This is a genomic window from Pseudomonas guariconensis, assembly GCF_900102675.1.
Lineage (GTDB): Bacteria > Pseudomonadota > Gammaproteobacteria > Pseudomonadales > Pseudomonadaceae > Aquipseudomonas > Aquipseudomonas guariconensis.
Window position 1 is genome coordinate 286492 of the sequence record NZ_FMYX01000003.1, and the last position, 16278, is coordinate 302769.

A 16278-nucleotide genomic window follows, 5' to 3' on the forward strand; every position below is an offset into this window, starting at 1 on the left:
GGGTACTATGGTTCCAGAAATGTAAGTAAATTTAACAGCCAGTACTGGCGCCCTCACAAGTGACAATCGCGCCATTGCTGGAGCCGGACGCCCGCTCCCTGCTAACATCCCGCCTTTGTTTCATCTTTCGTTCGAGACTCTCCATGACCACCGTTCGCACGCGCATCGCGCCATCGCCCACCGGCGATCCCCATGTCGGCACCGCCTACATCGCCCTGTTCAACTACTGCTTTGCCAAGCAGCACGGCGGTGAGTTCATCCTGCGTATCGAAGATACCGACCAGTTGCGCTCGACCCGTGAGTCTGAGCAGCAGATCTTCGACGCCCTGCGTTGGCTCGGCATCGAATGGAACGAAGGCCCGGACGTCGGCGGCCCCCACGGTCCATACCGGCAGAGCGAGCGCGGTGAGATCTACGCCAAGTACGCCAAGCAACTGGTCGATGCCGGCCACGCTTTCTATTGCTTCTGCACCGCTGAAGAGCTGGAGCAGATGCGTGCCGAGCAGATGGCCCGTGGTGAGACCCCGCGCTATGACGGCCGCGCGCTGTTGCTGAGCGCCGAGGAAGTGCAGCGACGACTGGACGCCGGCGAACCCCATGTGATCCGCATGAAGGTGCCGAGCGAAGGTGTCTGCGTGGTTCCTGACATGCTCCGTGGCGACGTCGAGATCCCATGGGATCGCATGGATATGCAGGTGTTGATGAAAAACGACGGCCTGCCGACCTACTTCCTGGCCAACGTGGTCGATGACCATCTGATGGGCATCACCCACGTCCTGCGTGGTGAGGAGTGGCTGCCGTCGGCGCCGAAATTGATCAAGCTGTACGAGTACTTCGGCTGGGAGCAGCCCAAGCTCTGCTACATGCCGCTGCTGCGCAACCCCGATAAATCCAAACTGTCCAAGCGCAAGAACCCCACCTCGGTGACGTTCTACGAGCGCATGGGCTTCATGCCTGAAGCCATGCTCAACTACTTGGGCCGCATGGGCTGGTCGATGCCGGACGAGCGCGAGAAGTTCTCCCTGGCCGAGATGGTCGAGCACTTCGACCTGTCGCGCATCTCCCTGGGTGGTCCGATCTTCGACATCGAAAAGCTGTCCTGGCTCAATGGCCAGTGGCTGCGCGAGCTGCCGGTGGAAGAGTTCGCCGCACGCGTGCAGAAGTGGGCCTTCAACAGCGACTATATGATGAAGATCGCGCCACACGTGCAGGGCCGGGTCGAGACCTTCAGCCAGATCGCTGCGCTGGGCGGCTTCTTCTTCGAAGGTGCCCTCAAGCTCGATGCCAAGCTGTTCGAGAGCAAGAAGCTGTCCGCCGATCAGGTGCGCCAGGTCATGCAATTGATCCTGTGGAAGCTTGAAAGCTTGCGCCAGTGGGAGAAGGACCGTATCACCGGCTGCATCCAGGCGGTGGTCGATGCCCTTGAGTTGAAACTGCGTGACGCCATGCCGCTGATGTTCGCGGCCGTCACGGGCCAAGCCAGCTCGGTATCGGTGCTCGATGCCATGGAAATCCTCGGCCCTGACCTGACCCGTTACCGTCTGCGCCAGGCGTTGGACTTGCTCGGTGGCGTGTCGAAGAAAGAAAACAAGGAATGGGAAAAACTGCTGGCGAGCATCGCCTGACAGCTTTCCGAGGCTCGTCGTTGAGCTGTGGGGGCGGGTTGGCCCGCGTATACGAAGGTGCATTCACCTCGGCATTCGCGGACAAACCTGCTCCTACGGGCGCGGCGTTGCGGGTTCCTCAGGGCAGGGCGGTAAGTGATTGTTATCTGTGAAAAAATTTTTGGGTATTTTCAAAAATTTGTTTGACAGCCCTGCAATCGGAACTTAATATGCGCCCCGTCCACAGCGATGAGCAAAACGAAGCGCAAGGCACCCAGCCAGCACTTCAGCTCAGCGCGACATCGTGGGGCTATAGCTCAGCTGGGAGAGCGCCTGCATGGCATGCAGGAGGTCAGCGGTTCGATCCCGCTTAGCTCCACCAATTTGCCGCGGTCCGTGGAAACGGATCGGCACGAAGGTTGTTGTCCCCTTCGTCTAGTGGCCTAGGACACCGCCCTTTCACGGCGGTAACAGGGGTTCGAGTCCCCTAGGGGACGCCACTTTTACCCGCGCTTTGCGGGAGTTGAAAGGCTCATTCTCATGTTTGGATGGGCCTTTTGTTTTCACTTTGGGGCTATAGCTCAGCTGGGAGAGCGCCTGCATGGCATGCAGGAGGTCAGCGGTTCGATCCCGCTTAGCTCCACCAATTCTGCCAAGGTCTGCATCAGCGGATCTGCACGAAGGTTCACGTCCCCTTCGTCTAGTGGCCTAGGACACCGCCCTTTCACGGCGGTAACAGGGGTTCGAGTCCCCTAGGGGACGCCACTTTTACCCGCGTTTTGCGGGACTTTAAAGGCTCATTCGCATATTGAATGGGCCTTTTGTTTTTCTGCCTCGAAAAAAGCAGTCCTCCAGACGGGATGGCGGTTTTCTGCTTGCAAAAAAATATTATGGGAATAATATTCCGATCATAATATTTCCGAGGTTGCCATGAGTGACAAGAAGAGCAAGACCCGCGAGCGCATCCTGGCGGCAGCCCGCAGTGCCTTGATTCAACAAGGCCCCGCCGACCCTAGCGTAAGTCAGGTGATGGGGGCCGCCGGGCTGACAGTCGGGGGCTTCTACGCCCATTTCGACAGCAAGGACGAGCTGATGCTCGAGGCATTTCGCCAGTTGCTTTGTGAGCGCCGAGCCTTGCTTGCCCAAGTGGACCCGAGCGTCGATGGGGCAGGGCGACGTGCGCTGGTGGCAGCGTTCTACTTGTCGCGCAAGCACCGCGATGCCCATGAGCACGCCTGTCCACTGCCCACTGCCCTGAGCGAGATGCAGCGCCTGCCCGAAACCTTCCGTGAGGTGTTGGCCGAGCACCTCGAGTTGATGACCGCGCAAATGGTTGATCGCCCAGAAGACATCGACAAGGCCTTTGCCGATCTATCCCTGATGATTGGCGGATTGACCTTGGCGCGGGCCTTGGGTGATAGCGAGCTGTCCGACCGTATCCTGCGCGCCGCCAAATCGGCGGTGATCTGAGCTAACCGACCTCTGGAGCAAGGTGATGACTACTCTGAGCTGGATTCGTGGCGTCAATGGCACTCTGGGTCGCCTGGCCCCAGAGCATGTCGCCGGCAAGATGCGTCGCGCATTCATGACCCCGCGTCCTTTGCCGCCTCGGCAATGGGAACTGCCCCTGTTGGCCAGGGCCGAGCGCATCACCCTGCGTTTTGGGCTCTCGGCCTTGCGCTGGGGCAAGGGGCCGACCGTGTTGATGATGCACGGTTGGGAAGGTCGGCCCACTCAGTTCGCAGCCCTGATCGAGGCACTCGTAGCGGCCGGGCACACCGTGGTGTCACTTGAGGGGCCGGGTCACGGGCAGTCTCCCGGGCAGCATGCCCATGTAGGGCTGTTTGCCCGCGCCTTGCTGGAGGCGGCTGCCGAATTGCCGCCGCTGCGTGCGGTGGTGGGGCATTCCATGGGCGGGGCCAGTATGCTGCTGGCTCTGCAATGGGGGCTGCGTGCCGAGGCCGCGGTGAGCATCGCTGCGCCGGCGCAATTGCTTGGTGTATTGCGAGGTTTTGCCCATCGCCTGGGGCTACCGGCGCGGGCTAGAGCAGCGTTCATCCGCCAGGTCGAGCAGGAAGTTGGCGTGCAGATCTCGCGGCTGGATGTCAGCGGCTACCAGTTGGACGTGCCTGGCCTGGTGGTGCATGCCTGCGACGATATCCTGGTGCCGGTCAGTGAGGCTCAGGCCATCCACAACGCCTGGTTCGACAGCCGCCTGATGTTGTTGGAGGAGGGTGGCCATCAGCGTGTGCTGGCTGATCCGCGGGTGAATCAGGCGGTGCTTGAGCTGCTGGCGCGCACGTCACAAGGAGCGCGGCAAAGCGCCTGAGCATCCGGTACACTCTGCCCGATCACTGACCAAGGGGAGCGGGCATGAGCTGGGATCTGGCATCGCCATTCATCATTGATCTTCGCGTCGGCACCGAGGACATCGACGGCCTCGGCCATGCCAACAATGCGGTCTACGTCACCTGGCTGGAGCGTTGCGCTTGGCGTCATTCGCAGCGGCTGGGGCTGGATCTGGCCGAGTACCGCCGCCTGGACCGTGCCATGGCCGTGGTCCGCCACGAGATCGACTACCTCGCCGCCGCCTATGAAGACGACGAGTTGCAATTGGCCACCTGGATCATCGACTGGGACCAGCGCCTACGCATGACCCGCCGCTTTCAGCTCAAGCGCCCGCGTGACGGCGTCACCCTATTGCGAGCGCAAACCACCTTTGCCTGTATCGAGTTGTCCAGCGGCAAGCCCAAGCGCATGCCTGCAGAATTTATCGAAGGCTACGGCCCGGCGCTGGCCGGTGCCTGATCCGGCAGTCTTTTTTGCTAGACTGCCGCCTTTTTCGCCGAGACCCTGACATGCAAATTGCCCTGGCCCCCATGGAGGGGCTGGTAGACAACATCCTGCGCGACGTCCTGACCCGGGTGGGCGGCATCGATTGGTGTGTCACCGAGTTCATCCGTGTCTGTGATCGCCTGCTGCCGGCCTCGTCGTTCGACAAGCTGGCGCCTGAGCTGCGCCAGGGCGCGCGGACGGCAGCCGGGGTGCCGATGCGCGTGCAATTGCTGGGTTCGGATCCGGCCTGTCTGGCCGACAACGCCGTGCTGGCCTGCGAGCTGGGCGCGCCGGTGATCGACCTGAACTTCGGTTGCCCGGCCAAGACGGTGAACAAGTCTCGAGGTGGCGCGGTGCTGCTCAAGGAGCCCGAGTTGCTGCATGCCATCGTCCACGAGGTTCGTCGTGCGGTACCGGCCCACATTCCGGTGACCGCGAAGATGCGGCTAGGCTTCGACAGTCCGGACGGTGCCCTGGAATGCGCCACTGCGCTGGCCGAAGGTGGAGCCGAACATCTGGTGGTGCACGCCCGGACCAAGGTTGAGGGCTACAAGCCGCCGGCCCATTGGGAATGGGTGGCGCGGGTGCAGGATGTGGTGAAAGTGCCGGTGTTCGCCAATGGCGAAATCTGGACCGTCGATGATTGGCGGCGTTGCCGCCAAGTCAGCGGGGCCGAAGACATCATGCTCGGCCGTGGTCTGGTGTCGCGGCCGGACCTGGGCTTGCAGATCGCCGCGGCTCGCGACGGGCGGGACTACCGACCGATGACCTGGGACGACCTGATGCCGCTGCTGCGTGAATTCTGGCGTCAGGCTCAGGCCAAACTGTCGCCGCGTTATGCGCCCGGGCGCTTGAAGCAGTGGCTGGCCATGCTGACCCGTAGTTATCCCGAGGCAGTGGTGTTGTTTGCCGAACTGCGGCGTGAGGATGATTGCCAGCGCATCAGCCGGTTGCTAGGCGTAGAGCAGGCGCTAGCGCTGGACGCCTGCGTTGCCTGAGCATGCAATGCCGGCTGGTCCCGTGCCAGCCGACGCTGGCATGGCTTCGAAAAAATTTTTGGATGACCTCTTGAAACCCTCTTGTCGGGCCCTATCTCTTGAGTACGCGATGCCGAAGCCGGGTCGCGTAGTGACTTAACTTGCTGAATCTCAGGAGTTCATGACCATGACTACCGCTTTCTCTCTCGCTCCACTGTTCCGTCATTCCGTTGGTTTCGACCGTTTCAACGATCTGTTCGAATCCGCGGCACGTAACGAGGCGGGTAGCAGCTACCCTCCCTACAACGTGGAAAAACATGGCGATGACCACTATCGCATCGTGGTTGCCGCAGCCGGTTTCCAGGAGCAGGACCTCGACCTGCAGGTCGAAAAAGGCGTCCTGACCGTTATCGGTGGCAAGCGCGACAACAGCACCGAAGGCGTCACCTATCTGCACCAGGGCATTGCCCAACGGGCCTTCAAGCTGTCTTTCCGCCTGGCTGACCACATCGAAGTGAAGTCCGCGGGCCTGGCCAACGGTCTGCTCAGCATCGATTTGCTGCGCATCGTGCCGGAAGAGGCCAAGCCAAAGCGCATCCCGATCAATGGCGAGCAGCCAGCGCTGAACTAAGTTCGGCAGAGTGAAAAAAGGGCACCTTCGGGTGCCCTTTTTTTGTATCTGATGATGCGTGCAGGGAAATCAATAATCCGCCGGTGCCTCCATCAACATCTGGCGAAACTCTGGCAAGGGCAGCGGGCGGCTGTGCAGGTAGCCCTGGTAGAGGTAGCAACCCTGGCGCTCGAGAAACTCTAGCTGATCGGACTGTTCGACCCCTTCTGCGATCACCGCCAGATCCAGGCTACGGGCCATGGCCACGATGGCGCGGACGATCTCGGCATCGTTGGGGTCGATCGGGGCGTCCCGCACGAAGGTCTGGTCGATCTTCAGGGCATCGACGGGTAGGCGCTTGAGGTAGGTCAGAGAAGAATAGCCGGTGCCGAAGTCATCCATGGCGAAACTCACCCCGTAACGCTTGAGTTCGCGCATCTTGCTAATGGTGTCCTCCAGATTCTGGATAACGATGCCTTCGGTAATCTCCAGCTTCAGCATGCGCCGTGGCAGGCGGTAGTCGTCGAGGCTGCGCAGCACCCGTTCGACGAAATCGTTCTGACGGAACTGCCGGGGGCTGATATTCACGCACAGGCTGAAATCATCGGCATCGATCAGTCCATCCTCGAGCATGCGCGCGCAGGCATCGCAGGCTTCGTCAAGGATCCAGCTGCCCACTTCAAGGATCAGGCCGCTCTCTTCAAGCACCTGGATGAATTGCGAGGGTGGCTGCTGGCCCAGTTGCGGGTGATGCCAGCGCAGCAGTACCTCGGCACCGACGATGCGATTGTCGCGGGCGTCCACTTGCGGCTGGAAGTGCAGGGCGAGTTCGCCGCGGGCCAAGGCCAGGCGCAGGTCGGTTTCCATGCGCAGGCGTTCGCTGGCGGCCTTTTGCATGCTGGTGTGGAACAGTTGTGTGGTGTTGCGCCCGGAGTCCTTGGCTCGATACAGGGCGATGTCGGCGCGTTTGAGCAGGTCGGCGGGGGTCGCGCCATGGTCGGGTATCAGCGCCACGCCGATACTGGGTGTGACCTGCAGGCGCTGGCCATCGAGGGACATAGGCTCGGCGAGTAGTTCGCGCAGGGTATCGGCCAGGTCGCGGACTTTCGCTTCCACTTGATCGCGACTGCCCTCCAGGCCGCTGAGCAGTACCACGAACTCGTCGCCACCCAGGCGGGCCACTGTGTCCTCCAGGCGTACGCTAGCCTCCAGGCGCGCGGTGATGATCTTGAGCACCGTATCGCCCACCGGGTGACCGAGCGAATCATTGATGTGCTTGAAATGGTCAAGGTCCAGGAACAGCAGCGCGCCGCGCAGATTGTGGCGTTTGAGCAGGGCGATCTGTTGGCTGAGGCGGTCCATCAGCAAGGCACGGTTGGGCAGGTTGGTCAGCGGGTCGTGATAAGCCAGGTGGCGGATCTGCGCCTGGGCGTTCTTCAGTTGACTCACATCGCGGGCAGTGAGCAGCAGGCAATCGGCCTCGTTGAGGCTCAGCGGCTCCACCGAAACCTCCACGGTGAGGATGTCGCCGCGTTTGTTGCGGCCCAGCATTTCACGGTGGTGCACCCTGCCACGTTCGCGCAGCTCGGTGAGCAGGGCGGCGCGTTGCTTGTCGTCAGCCCAGATGCCGATCTCATAGACCGTGCGTCCGATCACTTCGGCGCTGCTGTAACCGGTCAGTCGGCAGAAACCATCGTTGACTTCGAGGTAGCGGCCTGTCGAGCGCTCGGTCAGGGTGATGGCGTCGGGGCTTGAGTGGAAAGCCTTGGCGAATTTCTCTTCGCTGGCCTTCAGGGCCGCCTCGGCGCGCTGCTGTTGGGTGATGTCGCGCAAGGTCGTGACGCTGCAGGGCTGGTTGTCGACGGTGATCTGGCAACTGGAGATGACGCATGTCAGCGACGAGCCGTTGTGGTGATTGACTACCACCGCCACATTGCTCAATGCCCGTTCCCGGATCACTTGCTCGATGCGTTGTGCCCGTTTCGCCGACTCCGCCCACAGACCGATCTGTTCGGCAGTGCGGCCGATGACCTGTTCGGCGCTCCAACCGAAAGTCTGGGTAAAGGCGCGGTTGATCTCGATGAACTGGCCATTGTCCTGGCGGGTGACGCAAATCGGGTCAGGGCTGACCTGGAACAGGCTGGCGAATTTTTCCTCAGAGGCGCTCAAGCGCTGTTCACGTTCCACTTGGTCGGTGATGTCGAGCAACGTGCCGGCCATGCGTAGGGGGTTGCCCTGTTCGTCGCGATAGAGGCGGGCGCGGCTTTCGATGTAACGCGACTGGCCGTTGTCCAGTTGCACGCGGTAGGTGACCTGATAGTTGCCCGCAGGTCCCTCACGCAGGCTGCGATAGGTCTGGCGCATGACGCTGCGTTCGTGCTCCGAGACCCCTTCGAAGAAGGCCTCGAACGACTCGTGGAAAGGCACCGGGGGCAGGCCGTGCAGCTGTGCGGCGCGGGCCGAGCCGTAGAGCATGCCGCTGGGGATGTGCCAGTCCCAGGTGCCCAGTTGCGCCGAATCCAGGGCCAGGTCCAGGCGTTCCTGGCTGTCTTTGAGGGCTTGTTCAGCGCGCTTGCGTTCGCTGGTATCGACGAAGGTGCTGAGCAGGTAGGTCACGCCTTCGAGCTCGATACTCTGGGTGCAGAGGATGCCGTCGTGAAGCTTGCCGGTGCTGGCGCGAAACTGGACCTCTAGGGTCAGTGGGCCGCCATTGCTGTTTCGGGTGTTGTCCAGCACCTGATGGCGCAGTTCAGGGTTGACCCACAACCCGAGCTCCAAGGTGGTCTTGCCGATGACCTGGTGTCCGGGCCAGCCGAACATGTCTTCGAAATGCTGGTTGACCTCGAAGATCATGCCGTCCTGGCGACGGGTCAAGAGAATGACATTAGGGCTCAGGTGAAAGAGCGTGGCGAAGCGCTTCTCGGAGTTGATCAGTGCGGTTTCCCGATCGTGTTGACGGGTGATTTCCCGTACGACCCCGATCATTTGAGGGCGACCGTCAGGGGCGTGTGTCAGGCTGCCTGTGACTTCCAGCCAATGCACGCTGCCATCGGGCCAGCGTATGCGATGGCGCATCGCCGGTTCCACGGGTTCGCCATTGACCACGGCCTGGAACATCTGGCGCGTGCGGGCCCGGTCCTCCTCGGGCAGCAGGTCGAGGTAGTCGATGTCGTTGGGCAGGGGCCGATCGGGTTCGAAGCCGAACAGCGCCTGGGTGGCCCGCGACCAGCTGATCCGGCCACTGTCGATATCCCACAACCACGCCCCCAGACGCGCGCCATTGAGCGCGGCCAACAGTTGCGGAGCGTTCTGCCAAGTCTGCTCCGACTCCTGGGGGGCTGCCGCGTGGATGCGCGGCAGGCGCGGAAAACGGTTTGCTGATTTGGGCATCGGTACCAGACCTTTGGCGGATGACGCGTCCCTGTAGTGTGGAAGACCGGCCGACTGCGCTCAGGCGGTCGCTGCGTGGCTGTCGAGCAGCGCCATGAAGGCCTTGGCCGCGTTCGACAGCGTGCGTTCCGTATGCAGAATGTAGCCTAGCTGGCGCGACAGCTGTATGCCGGGCAAGGCGATGGGTGCAACCTGCTCGTCGAGCATGGTGCGCGGTAGCACGCTCCAGGCAAGCCCAATGGAAACCATCATCTTGATGGTCTCCAAGTAGTTGGTGCTCATGGCGATGTTCGGCGTCAGGCCCTGACTTTCGAACAGCCGCTGGACGATATGGTGGGTGAAGGTATTGCCGCCGGGGAATACCGCCGGGTGACGGGCGACATCGGCCAGGCTGACCTGCTGGTTGCTGGCCAAGGGGTGTTCCGGTGCGGCGACGAAATCCAGTGCATCGTCCCAGACGGGCACGGCACGCACCAGATGGTGGGGTTCGGGAGCCAGGGTGATAACCGCGATCTCTGCGCGCCCATGCAGAATCTCGTCGTAGGCCGCTTCCGAATCCAGGAACTGAATATCCAACGCCACCGCCGGATGCTCGCGGGTGAAAGCCCGCAATAGCGGGGGCAAGCGGTGCAAGCCGATGTGGTGACTGGTGGCGAGGGTCAGGCGACCACTCACCTCACCGGTCAAATTGGTCAGGGCTCGTCGGGTATCATCCAGGACATTGAGGATCTGGTAGGCGCGCGGTAGCAGGGCGCGCCCGGCTTCGGTCAAGGTCACTTCCCGACCCAGGCGATCGAACAGGCGCACATCCAGTTGCTGTTCGAGCCCGGCAATGCGTTTGCTGACAGCCGGCTGGGTCAGGTGCAGGCGTTCCCCGGCACCGGAAAAACTTCCGGTTTCGGCAATGGCGATGAAGGCACTGAGGTTGGCCAGGTCCACGGCTTAGAATTCCTATTGGTTATCCAAAGCATAAAAATTATGAATTTGAGTTATTCAATCTAACCCCATAGCATCGACCGTACAAGCCAAGGGGTTATTGGCATAGAAATACGCTGATGAGGAATAGTCAGATGTCTGGCAAAACGCTCTACGACAAACTCTGGGATGCGCACGAAGTCAAGCGGCGCGACGACGGTTCGTCCTTGATCTACATCGATCGTCACATCATCCACGAAGTGACTTCGCCCCAGGCCTTCGAAGGCCTGCGTCTGGCCAACCGCAAGCCATGGCGTATCGATGCCAACATCGCGACCCCTGACCACAACGTGCCGACCACGCCAGAGCGCAAGGGCGGCATCGCAGCCATCGCCGACGAAGTGTCGCGCCTGCAGGTGCAGACCCTCGACGAGAACTGTGACGAATACGGCATCGTCGAATTCAAGATGAACGATGAACGTCAGGGCATCGTGCACGTCATCAGCCCCGAGCAGGGCGCCACCTTGCCAGGCATGACCGTCGTCTGCGGTGACTCGCATACCTCGACCCACGGCGCCTTCGGCGCGCTGGCCCATGGCATCGGCACCTCGGAAGTCGAGCATGTGCTGGCCACCCAGTGCCTGGTTGCCAAGAAAATGAAGAACATGCTGGTACGCGTCGAAGGCGAGTTGCCTGCAGGCGTGACCGCCAAGGACATTGTCCTCGCTGTGATCGGCAAGATCGGCACCGCCGGCGGCAATGGCCACGCGATGGAGTTCGCTGGCAGCGCCATCCGCGCGCTGTCCATGGAAGGCCGCATGACCATCTGCAACATGTCCATCGAAGCCGGTGCCCGTGTGGGGCTGGTCGCTGTGGATGACACTACCATCGCTTATGTCGAGGGTCGTCCGTACGCGCCCAAGGGCGAGCAGTGGAAACAGGCGGTGGCGGCTTGGAAGGGGCTGGTTTCCGATGCCGATGCCGTGTTCGACACCATCGTTGAGCTGGACGCTGCCCAGATCAAGCCGCAAGTGAGCTGGGGCACCTCGCCGGAGATGGTCCTGGCCGTCGATCAGCGTGTGCCGGATCCGGCTGCCGAGCCTGACCTGATCAAGCGTGGCTCCATCGAGCGCGCCCTCAAGTACATGGGCCTGGCCGCCAATCAGGCGATCACCGACATCAAGCTCGACCGTGTGTTCATCGGTTCGTGCACCAACTCGCGCATCGAAGACTTGCGCACCGCCGCCGAGATCGCCAAGGGCCGCAAGGTCGCGGCGAACGTCAAGCAAGCCTTGGTGGTGCCAGGCTCGGGCCTGGTCAAAGCCCAGGCCGAGCGCGAAGGGCTGGACAAGATCTTCATCGAGGCAGGTTTCGAATGGCGTGAGCCCGGCTGCTCCATGTGCCTGGCGATGAACCCGGACCGCCTGGAGAGCGGCGAACATTGCGCCTCGACCTCCAACCGCAACTTCGAAGGCCGTCAGGGCGCAGGAGGTCGTACCCACCTGGTCAGCCCGGCCATGGCCGCCGCCGCCGCGGTCACCGGCCACTTCATCGATGTCCGCGAGTTGATCCAAGGGAGCGCAGCATGAAAGCCTTTACCCAGCACATCGGCCTTGTCGCTCCATTGGATCGCGCCAACGTCGACACCGACCAGATCATTCCCAAGCAGTTCCTGAAATCGATCAAGCGCACCGGTTTCGGTCCGAACCTGTTCGATGAGTGGCGTTACCTGGACGTAGGCCAGCCCTACCAGGACAACAGCAAACGTCCGCTCAACAAGGAGTTCGTGCTCAACCACGAGCGCTACCAGGGTGCCAGCGTGCTGCTGGCGCGGGAGAACTTCGGTTGCGGCTCGAGCCGCGAGCACGCGCCGTGGGCGTTGGACGAATACGGTTTCCGTAGCGTCATCGCACCGAGCTTCGCCGATATCTTCTTCAACAACAGCTTCAAGAACGGCCTGTTGCCGATCATCCTCAGCGACGAAGAAGTCGATGAGTTGTTCAAGCAGGTCGAAGCCAACCCGGGCTACCAACTGACCATCGACCTGCAAGCCCAGGCCGTGACACGTCCAGACGGCAAGGTGCTGCATTTCGAGATCGATGCCTTCCGCAAGCACTGCTTGCTCAACGGCCTCGATGACATCGGCCTGACCTTGCAGGACAGTGACGCCATCCAGGCGTTCGAGGCCAAGCACCGGGCCAGTCAGCCTTGGTTGTTCCGCGACGCCTGATACGCGGATTGCCCGGCTAGGCGGCTCCTGTAACGATGTAGGCAGGCGCCGGTTCGCCGGGCCGGTTTTTTTCGGTGGGCCGAGCAGGCGCGCCGTTCGAATGGATAGAGGAAAGCATGAGCAAGCAGATTCTGATTCTCCCAGGTGATGGTATCGGCCCGGAAATCATGGCCGAGGCGGTCAAGGTGCTGGAGCTGGCCAACGACAAGTTCCAGCTCGGCGTCACCCTGGAGCACGACGTGATCGGCGGCGCCGCCATCGACAAGCATGGCATTCCGCTGGCCGACGAGACCCTGGAGCGCGCACGCAAGGCCGATGCCGTGCTGCTCGGCGCGGTCGGCGGGCCCAAGTGGGACAAGCTTGAGCGTGATATCCGTCCAGAGCGCGGCCTGCTCAAGATCCGTTCGCAGCTGGGCCTGTTCGCCAACCTGCGCCCGGCCATCCTCTATCCGCAATTGGCCGATGCCTCCTCGCTCAAGCCGGAAATCGTCGCGGGCCTGGATATCCTCATCGTCCGCGAGCTGACCGGCGGTATCTACTTCGGTGCGCCACGTGGTCAGCGCGAGCTGGAAGGTGGCGAGCGCCAGGCCTACGACACGCTGCCGTACAGCGAAAGTGAAGTGCGCCGCATTGCCCGCGTCGGCTTCGACATGGCCCGCGTGCGCGGCAAGAAGCTGTGCTCGGTGGACAAGGCCAACGTGCTCGCTTCCAGCCAACTGTGGCGTGAAGTGGTCGAGGAGGTGGCCAAGGATTACCCGGACGTCGAACTCAGCCACATGTACGTCGACAATGCCGCCATGCAGCTGGTCCGCGCGCCCAAGCAGTTCGACGTGATGGTGACCGACAACATGTTCGGTGACATTCTGTCGGATGAAGCTTCCATGCTGACCGGTTCCATCGGCATGCTGCCGTCTGCGTCCCTCGATGCCAACAACAAAGGCATGTACGAGCCTTGCCACGGTTCGGCGCCGGACATCGCAGGCCTTGGCATTGCCAACCCGCTCGCGACCATTCTGTCGGTGTCGATGATGCTGCGCTACACCTTCAACCAGGTGGTTGCCGCCGACGCGATCGAGAAGGCTGTCAGCGTGGTGTTGGATCAGGGCCTGCGTACCGGCGACATTTGGTCGGCCGGCTGCAGCAAGGTAGGTACGCAGGAAATGGGCGACGCAGTAGTCGCAGCGCTGCGGAATCTGTAATCTCTCTGGCCCGCCATCGTCTTCCCTTCGATGGCGGCCCACTTTTAGCAAAGGTGTAGTTGCGATGAAACGTGTAGGTCTGATCGGTTGGCGAGGTATGGTCGGTTCCGTGCTCATGCAGCGGATGCTGGAGGAGCAGGATTTCGACCTCATCGAGCCGGTGTTCTTCACCACGTCCAACGTGGGTGGCCAGGGTCCGAATGTGGGCAAGGACATTGCTCCGCTCAAGGACGCCTATAGCATTGAAGAGCTCAAGACCCTCGACGTCATCCTGACCTGCCAGGGTGGCGACTACACCAACGAAGTCTTCCCCAAGCTGCGTGAAGCCGGCTGGCAGGGTTACTGGATCGACGCTGCTTCGTCCCTGCGCATGCAGGATGACGCCGTGATCATCCTTGATCCGGTCAACCGCAAAGTCATCGACCAGCAGCTCGACGCCGGCACCAAGAACTACATCGGCGGCAACTGCACTGTCAGCCTGATGTTGATGGGCCTGGGTGGTCTGTTCGAAGCGGGCCTGGTCGAGTGGATGAGCGCTATGACCTATCAGGCCGCCTCCGGCGCCGGTGCGCAGAATATGCGCGAGCTGATCAAGCAGATGGGGGGTATCCATGCGGCGGTCGCTGATGACCTGGCCAACCCGGCCAGTGCCATCCTTGACATCGACCGCAAGGTTGCCGAGACCATGCGCGGCGAAGCCTTCCCGACCGAGAACTTCGGCGTACCGCTGGCAGGCAGCCTGATCCCCTGGATCGACAAGGAGCTGCCGAACGGCCAGAGCCGTGAGGAATGGAAAGCCCAGGCCGAGACCAACAAGATCCTGGGACGCTTCAAGAACCCGATCCCGGTCGACGGCATCTGCGTGCGCATCGGCGCCATGCGTTGCCACAGCCAGGCGCTGACCATCAAGCTGAACAAAGACGTGCCGCTGGCAGATATCGAAGGCATGATCAGCCAGCACAATCCATGGGTGAAGCTGGTGCCGAACCAGCGTGAGATCAGCATGCAGGAACTGAGCCCGACCAAGGTGACTGGCACCCTGAACGTGCCGGTTGGCCGTCTGCGCAAGCTGAACATGGGTTCTCAGTACCTGGGGGCCTTCACGGTCGGTGACCAACTGCTGTGGGGCGCTGCCGAGCCGCTGCGTCGCATGTTGCGGATCCTGCTCGAGCGTTGATCGCATCTTTGCTTTGACCGAGAACCCACGCCTGGCGTGGGTTTTCTGTTTTTGGGGCGGGTGTTGGTGTTGCGAGGTGGAAGGCATATCCACTTGATAGTGTGACGCTAGTTCACCATTGCGCCGTAAAGGCGCAAAGCGCCAGTGGCGCCCCCACAAAAAATGGATATGCTCAAAACTCCAAACGCCCAACCCCAAACCCCAAGCCCAAGCAAAACTACTCCCCATCGCCCAATCCAAGTAAAGTGCCGCACCCTAAGTTCCACCAGAAGGACCCAACCATGCCCCAGCCCATAGACATCGCCATCATCGGCGCCACCGGCAGCGTCGGCGAAACCCTCGTCCAGATCCTCGAGGAACTCGAATTCCCCGTCGCTACCCTGCACTTGCTGGCCAGTATGGAATCCGCTGGCAGCAACATGATGTTCGCGGGCAAGAAACTGCGCGTCCGGGAAGTCGACAGTTTCGACTTCTCTCAGGTCAAGTTAGCGTTCTTTGCCGCAAGCCCCGCAGTCACCCTTAGTTTTGCTCCCAAGGCCCAGCAGGCCGGTTGCTCTGTGATCGACCTGTCCGGAGGACTGGAGCAGGCATTGGCTTTGGTCCCGGAAGCCAACGGGGACAAGGTTGCCCAGCTCAAGCATCCCGCGCTGATTGCCAGCCCCAGTGCAGCGGCCGTCGCGCTTGCGGTGGCGCTGGCCCCGCTCAAAGGCTTGCTCGACATCGAGCGGGTACAGGTGATGGCTAGCCTGGCCGTGTCGGCCCAAGGCCGGGAGGCGGTGAGCGAACTGGCCCGACAGACAGCCGAACTGCTCAATGCCAGGCCGCTGGAGCCGCGCTTCTTCGATCGTCAGGTCGCTTTCAATGTGTTGGCGCGGGTCGGTGCCGCCGACGAGCACGGTCATACCAGCCTGGAGCGGCGCTTGGTCGATGAGTTGCGTGTGCTGCTCGACCTGCCGGCGCTGAAAATCTCCGTGAGCTGCGTTCAAGTCCCGGTGTTTTATGGCGATAGCTTCAGTGTGGCGGTGCAGAGCCGTCGCCCGGTCGACCTGGTCGCGGTCAATGAGGCGCTCGAGGCTGCACAAGGTATCGAGCTGGTCGAGCCGGATGATTATCCGACGGCTGTCGGCGACGCAGTGGGGCAAGACGTGGTCTATGTTGGTCGTGTACGCCATGGCATCGACGAGCAGGAACAACTCAACCTTTGGCTGACGACCGATAACGTGCGCAAAGGGGCCGCCCTTAACGCCGTGCAAGTGGCCGGATTGTTGATAAAAGACATGGTGTAAAAGATACTGGCGCGTACTTTTGTCCTACACCACACGCAGGTCTAGGGACGATTCT

The 16278-nt window shown here is 61.6% G+C and carries 13 protein-coding genes and 4 tRNA genes; 15 read left to right on the forward strand and 2 right to left on the reverse strand.

All coding sequences use genetic code 11. From position 1 onward, the window contains the following. The first annotated feature begins 143 nt into the window (after positions 1 to 143). From gltX to BLS27_RS06760, 10 genes are all read left to right on the forward strand, one after another. Complete coding sequence (gene gltX, locus BLS27_RS06715; RefSeq protein ID WP_043215431.1) at positions 144 to 1625, forward strand: glutamate--tRNA ligase; 1482 nt, start codon at positions 144 to 146, stop codon at positions 1623 to 1625. 285 nt (positions 1626 to 1910) lie between these two features. Then, positions 1911 to 1986 (forward strand) — tRNA-Ala (locus BLS27_RS06720). A gap of 42 nt (positions 1987 to 2028) precedes the next feature. Then, positions 2029 to 2104 (forward strand) — tRNA-Glu (locus BLS27_RS06725). 70 nt (positions 2105 to 2174) lie between these two features. Next, a tRNA-Ala gene (locus BLS27_RS06730) sits at positions 2175 to 2250 on the forward strand. 43 nt (positions 2251 to 2293) lie between these two features. Then, positions 2294 to 2369: transfer RNA gene (locus BLS27_RS06735), tRNA-Glu, on the forward strand. Between the two features lie 165 nt (positions 2370 to 2534). Further along, positions 2535 to 3074 (forward strand): TetR/AcrR family transcriptional regulator, encoded by a 540-nt coding sequence (locus BLS27_RS06740; RefSeq protein ID WP_043215808.1) that lies wholly within the window; start codon positions 2535 to 2537, stop codon positions 3072 to 3074. Between the two features lie 25 nt (positions 3075 to 3099). Further along, on the forward strand, positions 3100 to 3933 hold the full coding sequence (locus BLS27_RS06745) for an alpha/beta fold hydrolase (protein ID WP_090343799.1): 834 nt from the start codon (positions 3100 to 3102) through the stop codon (positions 3931 to 3933). 44 nt (positions 3934 to 3977) lie between these two features. Next, complete coding sequence (locus BLS27_RS06750) at positions 3978 to 4412, forward strand: acyl-CoA thioesterase (protein ID WP_043215805.1); 435 nt, start codon at positions 3978 to 3980, stop codon at positions 4410 to 4412. A gap of 50 nt (positions 4413 to 4462) precedes the next feature. Next, a complete protein-coding gene (locus tag BLS27_RS06755) occupies positions 4463 to 5437 on the forward strand; it encodes a tRNA dihydrouridine synthase (protein ID WP_043215804.1) in 975 nt (324 codons plus the stop codon). Between the two features lie 166 nt (positions 5438 to 5603). Next, positions 5604 to 6047 carry an Hsp20 family protein gene (locus tag BLS27_RS06760; RefSeq protein ID WP_043215803.1) on the forward strand — a complete coding sequence of 148 codons (444 nt, stop codon included), beginning with the start codon at positions 5604 to 5606 and terminating at the stop codon, positions 6045 to 6047. A gap of 69 nt (positions 6048 to 6116) precedes the next feature. Here the strand turns inward: BLS27_RS06760 and BLS27_RS06765 are convergent, their stop codons facing one another. Together BLS27_RS06765 and BLS27_RS06770 are read right to left on the reverse strand one after the other, a co-directional pair. Continuing rightward, on the reverse strand, positions 6117 to 9416 hold the full coding sequence (locus BLS27_RS06765; RefSeq protein WP_090343801.1) for a PAS domain S-box protein: 3300 nt from the start codon (positions 9414 to 9416) through the stop codon (positions 6117 to 6119). Between the two features lie 60 nt (positions 9417 to 9476). Beyond that, complete coding sequence (locus tag BLS27_RS06770; protein ID WP_090343803.1) at positions 9477 to 10355, reverse strand: LysR family transcriptional regulator; 879 nt, start codon at positions 10353 to 10355, stop codon at positions 9477 to 9479. Between the two features lie 131 nt (positions 10356 to 10486). Here BLS27_RS06770 and leuC point away from each other — a divergent pair, with 131 nt between their 5' ends. The 5 genes from leuC to BLS27_RS06795 all read left to right on the forward strand — a co-directional run bounded on the left by leuC (position 10487) and on the right by BLS27_RS06795 (position 16223). Continuing rightward, a complete protein-coding gene (gene leuC / locus BLS27_RS06775) occupies positions 10487 to 11920 on the forward strand; it encodes a 3-isopropylmalate dehydratase large subunit (protein ID WP_090343805.1) in 1434 nt (477 codons plus the stop codon). Continuing rightward, positions 11917 to 12561: a 3-isopropylmalate dehydratase small subunit gene (gene leuD, locus BLS27_RS06780; RefSeq protein WP_043206841.1), complete on the forward strand. Its 645-nt coding sequence runs from the start codon at positions 11917 to 11919 to the stop codon at positions 12559 to 12561. Before leuC ends, leuD begins: the two co-directional genes overlap by 4 nt. Positions 12562 to 12677: 116 nt before the next feature. Then, positions 12678 to 13760 carry a 3-isopropylmalate dehydrogenase gene (leuB, locus tag BLS27_RS06785; RefSeq protein ID WP_043206840.1) on the forward strand — a complete coding sequence of 361 codons (1083 nt, stop codon included), beginning with the start codon at positions 12678 to 12680 and terminating at the stop codon, positions 13758 to 13760. Between the two features lie 64 nt (positions 13761 to 13824). After that, on the forward strand, positions 13825 to 14937 hold the full coding sequence (gene asd / locus BLS27_RS06790) for an aspartate-semialdehyde dehydrogenase (protein WP_043206838.1): 1113 nt from the start codon (positions 13825 to 13827) through the stop codon (positions 14935 to 14937). 281 nt (positions 14938 to 15218) lie between these two features. Beyond that, positions 15219 to 16223: an aspartate-semialdehyde dehydrogenase gene (locus BLS27_RS06795; protein ID WP_090343807.1), complete on the forward strand. Its 1005-nt coding sequence runs from the start codon at positions 15219 to 15221 to the stop codon at positions 16221 to 16223. Positions 16224 to 16278: the final 55 nt, after the last annotated feature.

What these genes read in the sequence shown, in the direction of transcription:
- gltX (WP_043215431.1), top strand. Translation starts at nt 144, where the DNA reads ATGACCACCGTTCGCACGCGCATCGCGCCATCGCCCACCGGCGATCCC.
- BLS27_RS06740 (WP_043215808.1), top strand. Translation starts at nt 2,535, where the DNA reads ATGAGTGACAAGAAGAGCAAGACCCGCGAGCGCATCCTGGCGGCAGCC.
- BLS27_RS06745 (WP_090343799.1), top strand. Translation starts at nt 3,100, where the DNA reads ATGACTACTCTGAGCTGGATTCGTGGCGTCAATGGCACTCTGGGTCGC.
- BLS27_RS06750 (WP_043215805.1), top strand. Translation starts at nt 3,978, where the DNA reads ATGAGCTGGGATCTGGCATCGCCATTCATCATTGATCTTCGCGTCGGC.
- BLS27_RS06755 (WP_043215804.1), top strand. Translation starts at nt 4,463, where the DNA reads ATGCAAATTGCCCTGGCCCCCATGGAGGGGCTGGTAGACAACATCCTG.
- BLS27_RS06760 (WP_043215803.1), top strand. Translation starts at nt 5,604, where the DNA reads ATGACTACCGCTTTCTCTCTCGCTCCACTGTTCCGTCATTCCGTTGGT.
- BLS27_RS06765 (WP_090343801.1), bottom strand. Translation starts at nt 9,416, where the DNA reads ATGCCCAAATCAGCAAACCGTTTTCCGCGCCTGCCGCGCATCCACGCG.
- leuC (WP_090343805.1), top strand. Translation starts at nt 10,487, where the DNA reads ATGTCTGGCAAAACGCTCTACGACAAACTCTGGGATGCGCACGAAGTC.
- leuD (WP_043206841.1), top strand. Translation starts at nt 11,917, where the DNA reads ATGAAAGCCTTTACCCAGCACATCGGCCTTGTCGCTCCATTGGATCGC.
- leuB (WP_043206840.1), top strand. Translation starts at nt 12,678, where the DNA reads ATGAGCAAGCAGATTCTGATTCTCCCAGGTGATGGTATCGGCCCGGAA.
- asd (WP_043206838.1), top strand. Translation starts at nt 13,825, where the DNA reads ATGAAACGTGTAGGTCTGATCGGTTGGCGAGGTATGGTCGGTTCCGTG.
- BLS27_RS06795 (WP_090343807.1), top strand. Translation starts at nt 15,219, where the DNA reads ATGCCCCAGCCCATAGACATCGCCATCATCGGCGCCACCGGCAGCGTC.